A 13,392-nucleotide genomic window follows, 5' to 3' on the forward strand; every position below is an offset into this window, starting at 1 on the left:
GCCGCCGCAGCCCGGAGCGCATCGCTCAACGCGCCACCCCGCTTTTGGCACTGACCCGCCAGATCGTGTTGCCGACATCGTCCGACACCAGCAGCGCGCCGGTGCGATCGGTCAGCACATCGACTGGCCGGCCCTGCGCCTGGCCCTTGGCATCGAGAAAGCCGGTCAGCACATCGACCGGCCGCGCGTTCGGCGCCGGGAAGCCATTGTCGGCGAACGGCACATAGACGACCTTGTAGCCCGACACCGGCACGCGGTTCCACGAACCATGCTGGCCGATGAACGCGCCATTGGCGAAGGTCGCGCCGAGCTTCGCGTCGCCGGCAAAGGCAATGCCGAGCGAGGCGGTATGCGGCCCCAGCGCATAATCGGGCCGCTTGGAATATTCCTGCAGCGCCGGGTTGGGCGGGGTTACGCGCTTGTCGGGATAACCGCCCCAATAATACCATGGCCAGCCGAAATGGTCGCCCATCTCGATCTGGCTCATATAATCGGGTGCCACGTCCGACCCCATCATGTCGCGCTCGTTGACCGCCACCCATAGCTGCTTCGAATGCGGCTCGAACGCCATGCCATTCGGGTTGCGCAGGCCGGCGGCATAGATGCGGAAGGTCTTGCTGTCGGGGAACACCTGCAGGATCGCCGCGCGGTTCTTCTCCGCCGCCATGCCGTTCTCGGCGATGTTCGAGGAGGAGCCGACCGTGACATACAGGCTCTTGCCGTCGGGATCGGCGACGACATTGCGCGCCCAGTGATTGCCGCCGCCGGGCAGCTTGACGACGAGTTCGGGCTTGGCGGTGATCTTGGTCTGGCCGGGCGTGAAGGGCACGCGCACCAGTGCATCGGTGTTGCCGATATAGAGATAGCCGTTCAGCAGCGCCATGCCGCACGGCGAGTTGAGGCCGGAGATCAGCACCGTGCGGCTCTCCGCCACGCCGTCGCCATTGGCGTCGCGCAACAAGGTGATCCGGTTGGCTGACGGGACGCCGGCGCCGGCCTTGCCGAGGATATAGCCCATCACCATCCCGGTCATCCCGCCGCCCTCGCGCGGCGGCGAATTGGCCTCGACGACCAGCACGTCGCCATTGGGCAGCCGGTAGAGCCAGCGCGGATGGTCGAGCCCGCGCGCAAACGCCTGCACCGCCAGCCCCGCCGCCGGCGTCGGCGCGGCGCCCGCCGGCCATCCTACCGCATCGGCAATCTGTATCGTCGGGAAAGTCTGGTTGCGCGGCTCGGTGATCTTCGGCCGCTTGCCCGTCACCGCCTCGACGGGGAGCTTGGCGACATCGGGCCGGCTCAGCCAGAACCACAGGCCGGCGAGGATGATGGCAATCATGCCGAGGGCGATCAGGATCTTGTTACGCATCGCCCTGAAATAGGCGCGCGGGCGGGGCAGGGGAAGGAGATTCCGTCACATCGGCGCGATCGGACCAAGCGGAGTTCTCCGGCGAACGCCGGAGCCCAGGGCCAGGCGCGCTATCGCCTTCGCCAGACTCGTCACCGCCGTTCGCTCTGAGCTTGTCGAAGGGCCGCTCTTCTTTGCCGCCCCCGGTGGGAAGAACGGCATTTCGGCCACCTTGATCAAGTCCGGGGACGGAACAAGGCAGGTTTCGAGAAACGGCGAACGGCCCGATTCACTTCCGCCTGCCTCACGCACATCACTACGCTGCCAGCACCCGCCACGGGGTCTGGCCGCTGTTTCTCATCGTCAGCCCAGATAAAGTGGATCAGCTCGCTGTTCCGCGCGCGCCCTCCCTGTTCCACGTTAACAGGGAGCTCGCCATGCTATTGCAATATCACGCAAATCGATCGCCCACACCCGCGCTACGGACGCAAAAACGCGTTTGCCCCGAAAACAGGGAGTAACAGCGAGTATCAGGGAGATAACAGCGAGCAACAGGGAGCGGCCGGCGATCCGCCGCCCCCGCCGGGGTCAGTTCTCGCTGCCGGGCGTCGGTCGTGGCGGGTGCAGCCGCAGCTTGTTGACGCGCCGCGCATCGGCATCGACGATCTCGAGCCGCCAGCCGCTGGCATGGTCGAGGCAGGTGCCGATCTCGGGTACATGGCCGGCAAGCACGCCCGCCAGCCCGGCCAGCGTGTCGACATCGCCATCGACCTCGGCGAGGCGCGGGTCGATCGTCTCGCCGACATCCTCCAGCTCGGCGCGGCCATCGGCGTCCCAGGCGCCGCCGTCGAGCGGCACGAGCAGCGCCTCGGGCGCGTCGTCATGCTCGTCCTCGATGTCGCCGACGATCTCCTCGATCAGGTCCTCGATCGTGACGAGGCCCTCGGTGCCGAAATATTCGTCGAGCACGATGGCGAGGTGGACGCGCTTCTGCCGCATGTCGGCGAGCAGGTCGAGCGTGCCGCGCGACATCGGCACGAACAGCGGCTCGCGGATGAAGCCGCTGATATCGGCCGGGTGCGGCGCGCCGGTCGCGAGGATCGCGAACACGTCCTTGATGTGCACCATGCCGATGATCGTATCGAGCTTCTCGCGGTACACCGGCAGCCGGCTGTGCCCGGCCTCGGCGAACTTCGCGACGAGAGCGGCGAAGGATATCCCTTCCTCGACCGCGATGATGTCGGCGCGCGGCACGCCGACATCGCCCGCGTCGCGCTCGCCGAAATGCAGCAGGTTGCGCACCATCTGGCGCTCGAGCGGCGACAGGTCGCCCTTGGCGTCGGGCGCGGGGTCGTCCTCATGCGCGTCGATCGCATCCTCAAGCTGGGTGCGCAGCGAATCGTCGTGATTGCCGAATATCAGTCCCTTCAGACCACGCCAGATGCTGTTCTCGCCATGGTCGGAGGGGGCGGTGCTACTTCGGTCTTCGGCCATCGGGGTAGGTCAGTCCTCGCGTATCAGATAGGGGTCCGCGAGGCCCAGCGACGTCAGCGCATCGGTTTCGATCGCTTCCATCGCCTCGGCCTCGTCTTCTCCCAGGTGGTCGTAACCTAGCAGATGCAGCGTGCCGTGCACGATCAAATGCGTCGCATGGTCGGCAAGGCTGATGCCGCGCTCCTCGGCCTCGCGCGCGCACACGCCATGCGCCAGCACGATGTCGCCGAGCAGCACCTCGCCATCGTCCGAATTGGTCGTCACCGTGTCGAGCAGATCGGGCTGGATCATCGGGAAGGACAGCACGTTGGTCGGCTTGTCCTTCCGGCGATATTGCGCGTTGAGTGTTTGTACCTCGGCGTCGTCGGTCAGCCGGATCGAGATCTCGATCGTCGCCGCGCTGGTCAGCATCTCGCCCTGCGCGCTGAGCGACAACGCGGCATGCGACGCGCGCTTGGCGAGCGCCTCCCAGTCCTGTTCGGGCCAGGGTTCGACATAGGACAGGGCAATTTCAAGCATCAGGCAAGGTCCGTCCTGGCGAAGTCATCGCCCTTGTAGAGCAGCCGCGCATCGTTGGTCTTGGCGCAGGCATAGGCGAAACAGTCACCCATGTTGAGTGCCGCCGGGTGTCGGCCCTTGCCATAGGTCTGGTAAGCATCGAGCGCGAGGGTCAACTCGCGGTCGCCGACCGGCACCAGCCGCAAGTTCAGTTCAGCCGCAAAATCGGTTGTTTCGCGCCGGGCCGCTTCAACCGACAGGTTATGGGACCGCCTTAGGCTGGACACGGTCTCCCAGCACGACATGGCCGACCAGAGCAGGTCGCCATCGGCGCGCGCCGCAGCCATAAACCGCTCTTGTTCCGCCTCTCCGGCGATGATCGCGACCAGCGCCGACGCGTCGATGAAAAGCGTCAAGGCTCGCCCCACAACTCATCGAAAAATGCCTTGTCGGCCTTTAGGCCGGTAGGCGGCGGCAGGGGGTGCTTGCGGCGATATTCTTCGATCCAGGCGAGCCAATCCTCTTTCGGTTCGGCGGCCGCCAACTCAGCCTTGCGCTCGCGCAGCAGGTCGCGGACCACCTCGGTCTTGGTCTTGCCCAGCTTGGCGGCCAACTCTGTTGCGAGCGCCGCCGTTTCGCTGTCCTTGATGAAAAGGGATGCCATCGCGTCCTCCCGGGATATCCCTCATATATGAAAGGATATCCCGCCCATCAAGCCTCCTGCCCCTCATAGGCCTCGACGATCCGCCCGACGATCGGGTGGCGCACCACGTCTTTGGCGGTGAAGCGCGCCATCGCGATTCCTTCGACCCCCGCGAGCCGCATCGTCGCATCGGCGAGGCCCGACGATCCGACGCCGCCCGGCAGGTCGGTCTGGTTGGGGTCGCCGCAGATCACCATCCGGCTGTTCTCGCCGAAGCGCGTCAGGAACATCTTCATCTGCCCCGGCGTGGTGTTCTGCGCCTCGTCGAGGATGATGAAGGCGTCGGCCAGCGTGCGCCCGCGCATGAAGGCGATCGGCGCGATCTCGATCTCGCCCGAGGCGATGCGCCGCTCGACCTGCTCGGCCGGCAGGCAATCGTACAGCGCGTCGTAGAGCGGGCGGAGATAGGGATCGACCTTCTCCTTCATGTCGCCGGGCAGGAAGCCAAGCTTCTCGCCCGCCTCGACTGCCGGCCGCGACAGGATCAGCCGCTGCACGCTGCCGGTGATCAGCTGCGCCACCGCCTGCGCCACGGCGATATAGGTCTTGCCCGTACCCGCCGGCCCGAGCGCGAAGATCATGTCGTTGGACACGAGTTGCTGCATGTAATGTGCCTGTGCCGGGGTGCGTGGCACGATCGTCTTCTTGCGCGTGCGGATCATGATGCCGGGCGCGGACGAGCCGTCGGCGCGGACGATGCCGGTCAGCATCGGCTCGGCCGCCATCGCGATCGATGCATCGACCAGCCCGGTGTCGACATCCTCGCCGCGCTGGATGCGCTTGTAGAGATCGTTGAGCACGTCGCGCGCCATCGCCACCTGCTCGGCCGATCCTTCCAGCCCGACCTTGTTGCCGCGCGCCGTGATGTAGACGCCGAGCCGGTTCTCCAGCGCGACGAGGTTCTGGTCATACTGACCGAACAGCTGGGCGAGGAGTTGCGGCTTGTCGAACAGCAGCTCGACGCGGCTGCGATCACCGATCTGGGCGGGGACGGGTTTGCGGCTCATGCGGCTCCTTTGACTGAAGCGAGGGACGGGCGACGGTAGCGGGACGAGGGTGAACGGTGCGGCAGGCGGATCGCTCCGCGATGTGCAACGGCTGGGCGGGCACGCATCATTCGCATGGGAATGTGACAGGAAGCGTGCGCCCGCGACAGGAAAAAATCGCTAATCCCGCGACTTCAGTGCGGCAGCGTGCCGCAAACGCCACACTCGTCGCTATGCCGCGAGGCGCACCCGCTCGATCGCGCTGACCGAGTTGGGTCCGGCGGCGGTGATTTCGACCCGCAGCAGGTCGCCGATCGTCGCGTCGGTCAGCAGATGGACCGAGTGCAGCCAGGGCGACTTGCCGAGCATCTGGCCGGGCAGCTTGCCGTGCCGCTCGATCAGCACGTCGCAGGTCCGCCCGACGGTCGCGGCGTTGAACGCGGCCTGGTCGCGGTTGATCGCCGCCTGCAACCGCTGCAGCCGCTCGTCCATCACATCCGCTGCGATCTGCCCGTCCATCTCGGCCGCCGGCGTGCCCGGGCGCGGCGAGTATTTGAAGCTGAACGCCTGCGCATAACCGACCGCATCGACCAGCCGCAGCGTATCCGCGAACTCTTCCTCGCTCTCGCCGGGGAAGCCGACGATGAAATCGCCCGACAGCGCGATATCTGGCCGCGCCGCGCGCACCCGGTCGAGCACGCGCAGATAGGAGTCGGTGCTGTGGCTGCGGTTCATCGCCTTGAGCACGCGGTCGCTGCCCGACTGCACCGGCAGGTGCAGGAACGGCATCAGGCTCTCGACGTCGCGATGCGCGTCGATCAGCCCCTGCGTCATGTCGTTGGGATGGCTGGTGGTGTAGCGGATGCGCTTAAGCCCCGCGACCCGGTCGAGCGCGCGGATCAGGTGATCGAGCCCGCGCCCATCGGCATCGACCCAGGCGTTGACGTTCTGGCCGAGCAGCGTGATCTCGCGCGCGCCGGCATCGACCAGCGCCTTCGCCTCGTCGACGATCGCCGCGAATGGCCGGCTGACCTCGGCGCCGCGCGTATAGGGAACGACGCAATAGGTGCAGAACTTGTCGCATCCTTCCTGCACCGTCAGGAACGCCGTCGGCCCGACCTTGCGGCGTGCCGGCAGCGCGCCGAACTTGCTGGCCAGCGGCATGTCGGTGTCGAGCGCCGCCGTCCCCGCCGCGGCCTGCGCCACCAGCGCGGGCAGATTGTGATAGGCTTGCGGCCCGACCACGACATCGACCCTGGCGCGCCGGACGATCTCGGCTCCTTCGGCCTGCGCGACGCAGCCGGCGACCGCGATCATCGGGTCGCTGCCATGCTTCCGCAGCCGGCCGATGTCGGAATAAACCTTCTCGGTCGCGCGTTCGCGAATGTGGCAGGTGTTGAGGATGACGAGGTCGGCGCTGTTGGCGTCGTCGGTCGCGGTCATGCCCTGCGCGCGCATCAACTCGGCCATGCGCTCGCCGTCATAGACGTTCATCTGGCAACCGAACGATTTGACGTGATAGGTCTTGGGGAGGGTCTTGGCGGAACGGGTCATCGCGGCGCTATAACGGAAGCGGTGCGCTTAATTAAGTCCCTCCGCCGTCGCAGCGGCAGGGCTCTCATAGCGTACCGGTGCGACGTCGAAGGCGAAGGGGCGGAGCGGCTCGCCCAGTACCGCGATCAGTGCGGTCTCGATCCGCCGCCGGCTCTCCGCCGCGATCGCCTTGCGACCGGGAAAGTCGCGTGGGTGGAAGGGCTCGAGAAAGTGCACCCTGAGCGGGAAGCTGCCGCGCCGCGAAAGGATGCGCTTGGCGTTATCGACGCCGTTCTCGACCCCGATCCAGCCGATCTCCTCGCCGACCTTGCCATATTCGAGCAGCACCGGCTGGACGAGCACGCCCGGCGGCGGCGGCTCGAGCACGCGCAGCATCGGCGTCTTGAAGGGCAGCAACGAGCGGCCGTCGGTGGTCGTGCCCTCGGGAAAGACGGTGACCGACCAGTTTTCCGCCAGCGCGTCGCGCAAGGCGTTGATCTGTTCGGCAACGCCCATCCGGTTCTCGCGCTTAACGAACACCGTGCGGTTGAGCGTCGCCAGCCAGCCGACCACAGGCGCTTCGCGCAATTCCTCCTTGGCGACGAAAGCGGTGCCGCTTTGTCCGGCGATGGCGAGGATGTCGATCCAGCTGAGATGATTGGAGATGTAGAAGACGTCGCGCCGCAGCGGTACGCCGATCCGCGTCACACGCGCGCCGGCCAGGCGCGCCGCCCAGCTGAGATAGATGCGCGGCCAGGGCGAACCGATATGGAGCATGCGCCACAGATAGTGCAGCGGGATCATCAGCAGCAGTGACAACGCCAGCCCCGCCGCACGCAGGCCGATGCGGATCCAGCCCATCGCATCGACCGGCGCGGCGATGCCTGCGGCCGCTTCTGCGCGGGCGACGGGATCGAACGTCCCCAGCGCCCTAACCCTTGCGGTCGAGAGAGACGCCATATAATTCCATACGGTGGTCGACGAGGCGGAAGCCCAGCTTCTCGGCAATGGCCTTTTGCAGTTGCTCCAACTCCGGATCAACGAACTCGATCACCTTGCCGGTCTCGACGTCGATCAGATGGTCGTGATGTGCCTCCGGCGCAGGTTCGTAGCGCGACCGGCCGTCCCCGAAATCATGCCGGTCGAGAATACCGGCCTCTTCGAACAAGCGCACGGTCCGGTAAACCGTGGCGATCGAAATACCCGGATCAATCGCCGAGGCACGCTCATAGACCTTCTCGACATCGGGATGGTCGTCGGCCTCGGACAGCACGCGCGCGATGACACGCCGCTGCTCGGTGATGCGCAGCCCCTTTTCATTGCACAATGCTTCGAGGTCGATCTTGCGTGCCATCGTGTCGATGTAGGCCCTCGCAGCTTGTTGATAAAGGACAGAGTGACCGGCGGAGCGCGAAAACGCCGCCGGCGACACATGGTCGCCAGCGGCGTTTCAAGCCTCGCGGTGCAGCGCTCAGCGCTTGCGGCGCTTGGTGCCCAGGCCGATCTTCTTGGCCAGCGTGCGACGCTGCTCGGCATAGTTCGGCGCAACCATCGGATATTCGGCCGGCAGGTTCCACTTGGCGCGATACTGGTCGGGCGTCATCTGGTAATGCGTCATCAGGTGGCGCTTGAGCATCTTGAGCTTCTTGCCGTCTTCCAGGCAGACGATGAAGTCGGGCTTGATCGAGGAGCGGATCGAAACGGCAGGTTCCTGCTTCACTTCGACCACCGGGGCCGGGCCACCGAGGCCGGCGAGCGCGCCGTGCACATTGTTGATCAGCAGCGGCAGGTCGGAGACCGCGACGCTGTTGTTGCTGACATGCGCTGCGACAATATCCGCGGTCAGCGTGATCAAGGTTTCCTGCATTTCGTCACTATTATCCATTTTTGTCCTTTCGCCCCCCAGCCGGCTGGCTCAAATTCAAGCCATTATGGTTCTATCGCGCTTTTCGCCGGGCCGGGCAACCATTTTTATCGCGGCCTATTGTTCCACAGCAATATCACGGCGGTAGGTCAGGGCATTGAATGTTTGCCCCGAAGCTCCCCGATAGTAATTGCGCCGCTCGCCGACCTTGGCGAAACCTGTCGCATGGTACAATTTGACCGCTTCATTGCCCTCACGCACTTCCAGATGGACATGCGTGGCGCCCGTCGCCCGTGCCTGTGTCATCATCGCGCGCAACAGCGCGGCGCCAACGCCGCGCCGACGTCGCGCCGGTCTTACCGCCAGCAACAACAACTCCGCCTCGTCGGCAACGCTGCGCGACAAGGCAAAGCCGGCTGCTTCGCCGTCGACCATCGCGATCGTCAACCACACCCCCGGCATGGCGAGGATCCCCAGACATTGGCCACGCGTCCATGCCTCACCAAAGCGTGGCTCAAAGGCTTCCGTCATGATGGTTTCGAGCAGCGCCAGATCGCCGACCCCCCCGACGCGCAACTCGACCATGTTGAACACCGTGTTCATTGCGCAGCGATGGGCGTCGCGTCCGGCGCGCGACCATAGATCGGCGTCGGGTCAAGGAGCGAGAAGCTCGGCGGCAGCAGCAGCGCGTCGCTGGCACGCGGCAGCGTCTCGCGTGCGTTGATGCCGGGAGCGATAGTGGTAAGGAATCGGATGCCGTTGCCGATCGCGACGCGGTCGCCGAGCGCTGCCAGTGCCGCCTCGGGCCGAAGCGAGGCGAGCGGGGCGATCGGCGCAAGCGGACGGGCGACGAAGGGCTGCATGAAGACCTCGCCATGCCCACCTTCGAGCACCACCGCAAGCGACTCGCTGTCAGGTTCTGCCGTGAAACCCGCCGCCGCGATCAGGGCGAGCGACGAGTAGCCCGATATGCCGGCATGCCATCCCAGCGCGAGGCCGCGCGCTGCCGCGATACCGACGCGGATGCCCGTAAAACTGCCCGGCCCGACATCGACCAGAATATGGCCGGCACGCCCGCCACCCGGCAGTTCCGCGATCATCGGCAGCAGTCGCTCGGCATGTCCACGCCCGACGACCTCGTGACGCGCCGCGACGATCGCACCATCGGCAATGAGCGCGACCGAGCATGCCGCCGTCGCGGTTTCGATGACCAGGGTCAGCATGAAGGGGGGCCTTGGACCACGGCGACGTTGCTTACTGCCGCGGCGCCATGCCGCAAGTATTTCAAGCGATGGTGTTGAACTTCTCGAACGCCGGGCGCGGCAGTCGGCCAAAGATCGTGGCCGGATCGCCATGGCCGAGCGTCGCGATGAAGTTCGACGTCACGTTGGGCGTTTCGGCGAAGAACGCCGCATCGACCGCCTTGTTGTCGAACCCCGACATCGGGCCGGTATCGAGCCCCAGCGCGCGCGCGGCGATGATGAAATAGGCGCCCTGCAAGGTCGCATTGCGGAAGGCCGAGACCTCGCGACCCGCCGGGTCAGCGAACCATGGCCGCGCGTCGACATGGGGAAAGAGTTCGGGCAGATGCTCGTGGAATTCGCGGTCCATGCCGATGATCACGGTGACGGGCGCCTTGATGATCTTCGGCGCATTCTGTGCGCTGGAGCACGCCGCGAGCTTCGCCTTGGCTTCGTCGCTCACACACCAGATCAGGCGCGCGGGCAACTGGTTCGCCGAGGTCGGGCCCCACTTCATCAGGTCCCAGATTGCATGGAGTTCGCTCTCGCCGACCGGCTGATCGGTATAGCCGTTATAGCTCCGCGCGGTGCGGAAGATCGTGTCGAGTGCGGCGTCATCGATCGGCTTGCCCATGGCGATTACCTTGGCTGTGGACGTAAAGAGGAGTGGCGAACCGGGCCGCGGCGATCAGATCGCACGCACCTCGGTCACTTCGGGGACATAATGCTTGAGCAGTTGCTCGATCCCGTTCTTCAGCGTCGCGCTCGACGACGGGCAACCCGAACAGGCACCCTGCAACTGGAGGAACACTTTGCCCTTGTCGAAGCCGCGATAGACGATGTCGCCGCCATCATTGGCTACCGCAGGGCGCACCCGCGTTTCGATCAACTCGCGAATCTGCGCGACGATGTCGGCATCGGGCGGATCGTCGGCGAAACTCTCCTCGCCGCCGTCGACCGCGAACCCGGCGCTGGCGGGCTTGAACAGCGGCATGTCGGCCGAGAAATGGTCGAGCAGCGTGGTCAGTACATCGGGCTTCAACCCGGCCCAGGCGACGCCCGGCGCTGCGGTGACCGACACGAAGTCGCTGCCGAAGAAGACCCCGGTGACGTCGCCCAGCCCAAACAGCGCCTCGGCCAGCGGCGACGCCTCGGCCTCCTCCGGCGTGGCGAAGTCGCGCGTGCCCGACGGCATCACCGCACGGCCAGGCAGGAATTTCAGCGTTGCCGGGTTGGGCGTGGTTTCGGTTTCGATCAGCATGTCGCCCATGTGGGCTGGGGGAGGGCGCGGATCAAGTCGAGATCGCGAAACGACCGGTTTCCGATTCCTCCAGGTCCTCGGCCCGTAAAGGGAGAAGGGCCGGGGCCTTCAGCACGGGGCCACGTCCATCAGTTGCCGATATGCCAGCGAACGTTGACGCCGACGTTGCGTGGTTGCGAAACGCCCCATTGGTTGGCCGGCGTGAGGTCTCCGCCATTTTCAGCGCCGAGATAATAGGTCGCGTCGAACAGGTTCTGGACGTACCCATTAACTTCCCAATCGGCGTTCGATTTGTAGCCCAGCCGAAGGTTCGCCGTCGCATAGGCTTCGCGCCGGGTCACGCCGCGCCAATCGACATCCTCGCGGCGCCTGCCCTGATAAGACCACTCGCCGGAGAGATATGCCTCGCCGCGCGGAAGGGGGTAGTGGGCGGTTGCGATGCCACTTGTCTGCCAATCGGGGTTGGGAAGACCGCCGCAATCGGCAAGCGTGCAACCGCGATCGGCGGTCTTGCGGGTGTGCGTGTAGGCAAAGTTGCCGTAGACGTCGAAATAACGGCTTGGGCGGATCGTCAGCCCCACCTCCACGCCATAGCCGTGCACGCGCCCGACGTTGATCACCTGCTGGGTGCGCGTTTTCGTGTCGTAATAGTTGGTCTGCAGGTTGCTGTAGACATAGTGAAACGCTGCGATGTCCAACCGTAGCCGGTGGTCCAACAGATTGGCCTTGGCGCCGACCTCCTTGCTCCAGACGGTCTCGGGCTCGAAGGAATCCGGGCGCGTCCCGGCGGGAACGAGCGCATTGTCGGCGACCGATGTCGGCGCGTCGATCGTGAACGTGCCGAATCCGCCGGCTTTGTAGCCGCGCGTAACGCTGGCGTAGACGCTTATCGCGTCGGTTGCCTGGAAGCGTGCGTATATGCGCGGCGTGAGGCCGTGCCAGGTCTTGGCGCTTTCGATGACGCCATCGGTGAAATAGGCAAATGTCCAGATGTTGCCGAGCGTGCTCGTGGTTGGCAGGATGTTCAGATCGAACTTCTTGCGGTCGGATGTGAACCTCAGGCCCACGCCAAGCTGGAGTTGCGGCAGCGGCATATAGTTGACGTCGCCATAGACTGACCAGCCGGTTGCCGTGCTCCGCGCCTCGTTCGCCTCGGCGAGTACGCCATCGGCCGCCGGCACATAGGGAGTGCCGTAAAGGTCCTGCGTCAGCGCGTTGCAGTTGGCGTAGCCGAAGCCGGCGCGGCAGACGGCATCCTCGCTGGCATCGAACGCGTAGCGTGCGGTGACGCGCTCGCGGTAGCCCGACAGGCCAAGCGACCATGTCAATTTGCCTCCGCCGGGTGAAACCAGCCGCAGTTCCTGACTCAGATAAGTGCCGCGTTGCGACTGCGCATAATTGCTCAGAAAAAGTGGCGTGCCGTCCGAATCCTCCGAATAGAAGAAATCGTGCCCCCGAAAGGCTGTGATCGAGGTGAGCGACGCGAAGCCAATATCGAGGTCCACCTGCGCGTTGACGCTCCCGATCGAGCCGTCGTCGCGGGGATTGAGAAGGTCGCTGTCGACCGAGCGCGGGCCGCCGCCGATCACGACCTGTGTGCCGAGCGCCTGATCGAGATAGTCGAGGACCTGGCGGTCCGCGTTGGAGCCGCGATACGGCGTGCCGTCGAGCCGCCGGCGTTCATATTCGCCCGTTACGACGATACGGAGCGCTCCGTCGACATAGAGGAGGGACGCGCGCGCGGCTGCCTTCTTCTGACCCATGATCCGGTCGTTGACGCCGGGCGTGAAGGCATTGTCGATCCAGCCATCGGCGCGCACGGCGTAGCCCGCGAGACGCAGTGCCCAATGCGGCCCGAGTGGGAGGTTGAGCGCGACCTCGCCTTCGATCCGGTTGGTCTCGCCGTAACCGAGTTCGACATGACCGCCGAGCCGATCGAGCACGGGCTTGTTGGTGATCACGCTTATCGCGCCGGAGATCGCGTTGCGTCCGAACAGGAAACCCTGTGGGCCGCGCAAGGCTTCGGCGCGCTCGATATCGAACAGCGAGGTGACGACGCTTCCGCTGCGTCCCTGGTAGACGCCATCCTTGAACACGCCGATCGACGGGTCGCCGCCGATGCCATAGTCGTTCGAGACGATGCCGCGGATTGCGAGTCCGTCGATATAGCTATCGTCGGAATTGCCCGAGAAGCCCGGCGTGTAGGTCACGACATCCTTGATGTCGTCGAGCTTGGCATGCGAGATGAATGCCTCATCGAATGCCGAAATGGCGAGCGGCGTCCGGGTCAGCATTTCAGGTCGGCGCTGGGCGGTGACGACGATCTCCGATGGGTCCGCGACCCCGCCGGAGGCGGGCTCTACTCGCGTCTGCGCGATCGCGGGCGTGCACCAGCCCAGGATTGCGACGAGCGAAAATGCTGTTCCGAAATGTGGTTTCGCACGACAAAGCGGTGCGCTTCGCGCGG

General features: G+C 65.4%; 15 protein-coding genes. All 15 read right to left on the reverse strand.

Annotated elements, in window-relative coordinates:
* Positions 1-25: 25 nt before the first annotated feature.
* The gene (locus U1839_RS10540) at positions 26-1,366 is read right to left on the reverse strand and encodes a PQQ-dependent sugar dehydrogenase (RefSeq protein ID WP_332803598.1); all 1,341 of its coding nucleotides are present in this window, start codon (positions 1,364-1,366) and stop codon (positions 26-28) included.
* A gap of 567 nt (positions 1,367-1,933) precedes the next feature.
* Positions 1,934-2,839, reverse strand: coding sequence for a hemolysin family protein (locus U1839_RS10545; protein WP_332803599.1), 906 nt, complete (start codon positions 2,837-2,839; stop codon positions 1,934-1,936).
* A gap of 9 nt (positions 2,840-2,848) precedes the next feature.
* Positions 2,849-3,358, reverse strand: coding sequence for an rRNA maturation RNase YbeY (gene ybeY / locus U1839_RS10550; RefSeq protein ID WP_332803600.1), 510 nt, complete (start codon positions 3,356-3,358; stop codon positions 2,849-2,851).
* Positions 3,358-3,753, reverse strand: a complete 396-nt coding sequence (locus U1839_RS10555; protein ID WP_332803601.1) for a type II toxin-antitoxin system VapC family toxin — start codon at positions 3,751-3,753, stop codon at positions 3,358-3,360. The genes ybeY and U1839_RS10555 overlap by 1 nt, the downstream gene beginning before the upstream one ends.
* Positions 3,750-4,001 carry a type II toxin-antitoxin system VapB family antitoxin gene (locus tag U1839_RS10560; protein WP_332803602.1) on the reverse strand — a complete coding sequence of 84 codons (252 nt, stop codon included), beginning with the start codon at positions 3,999-4,001 and terminating at the stop codon, positions 3,750-3,752. The genes U1839_RS10555 and U1839_RS10560 overlap by 4 nt, the downstream gene beginning before the upstream one ends.
* Before the next feature lie 47 nt (positions 4,002-4,048).
* Entirely contained in the window at positions 4,049-5,047 is a 999-nt protein-coding gene (locus U1839_RS10565; protein WP_332803603.1) for a PhoH family protein, read from the reverse strand.
* 210 nt (positions 5,048-5,257) lie between these two features.
* A complete protein-coding gene (gene miaB / locus U1839_RS10570) occupies positions 5,258-6,580 on the reverse strand; it encodes a tRNA (N6-isopentenyl adenosine(37)-C2)-methylthiotransferase MiaB (RefSeq protein WP_332803604.1) in 1,323 nt (440 codons plus the stop codon).
* Between the two features lie 27 nt (positions 6,581-6,607).
* Complete coding sequence (locus tag U1839_RS10575; RefSeq protein ID WP_443030601.1) at positions 6,608-7,519, reverse strand: lysophospholipid acyltransferase family protein; 912 nt, start codon at positions 7,517-7,519, stop codon at positions 6,608-6,610.
* Entirely contained in the window at positions 7,491-7,913 is a 423-nt protein-coding gene (locus U1839_RS10580; protein ID WP_281125950.1) for a Fur family transcriptional regulator, read from the reverse strand. Before U1839_RS10580 ends, U1839_RS10575 begins: the two co-directional genes overlap by 29 nt.
* Before the next feature lie 117 nt (positions 7,914-8,030).
* Positions 8,031-8,444 (reverse strand): Ros/MucR family transcriptional regulator, encoded by a 414-nt coding sequence (locus U1839_RS10585; RefSeq protein WP_281125884.1) that lies wholly within the window; start codon positions 8,442-8,444, stop codon positions 8,031-8,033.
* Positions 8,445-8,540: 96 nt separating this feature from the next.
* Positions 8,541-9,026: a ribosomal protein S18-alanine N-acetyltransferase gene (gene rimI / locus U1839_RS10590; protein WP_332803605.1), complete on the reverse strand. Its 486-nt coding sequence runs from the start codon at positions 9,024-9,026 to the stop codon at positions 8,541-8,543.
* On the reverse strand, positions 9,023-9,646 hold the full coding sequence (gene tsaB / locus U1839_RS10595) for a tRNA (adenosine(37)-N6)-threonylcarbamoyltransferase complex dimerization subunit type 1 TsaB (protein ID WP_332803606.1): 624 nt from the start codon (positions 9,644-9,646) through the stop codon (positions 9,023-9,025). Before tsaB ends, rimI begins: the two co-directional genes overlap by 4 nt.
* A 61-nt stretch (positions 9,647-9,707) precedes the next feature.
* Complete coding sequence (locus U1839_RS10600) at positions 9,708-10,298, reverse strand: malonic semialdehyde reductase (protein ID WP_332803607.1); 591 nt, start codon at positions 10,296-10,298, stop codon at positions 9,708-9,710.
* A gap of 54 nt (positions 10,299-10,352) precedes the next feature.
* Positions 10,353-10,925, reverse strand: coding sequence for a NifU family protein (locus U1839_RS10605; protein WP_332803608.1), 573 nt, complete (start codon positions 10,923-10,925; stop codon positions 10,353-10,355).
* 128 nt (positions 10,926-11,053) lie between these two features.
* Positions 11,054-13,219, reverse strand: a complete 2,166-nt coding sequence (locus U1839_RS10610; protein ID WP_332803609.1) for a TonB-dependent receptor — start codon at positions 13,217-13,219, stop codon at positions 11,054-11,056.
* Positions 13,220-13,392 lie beyond the last annotated feature (173 nt).

This window comes from Parasphingomonas halimpatiens (genome assembly GCF_036663795.1).
Classification (GTDB): Bacteria; Pseudomonadota; Alphaproteobacteria; order Sphingomonadales; family Sphingomonadaceae; genus Sphingomonas.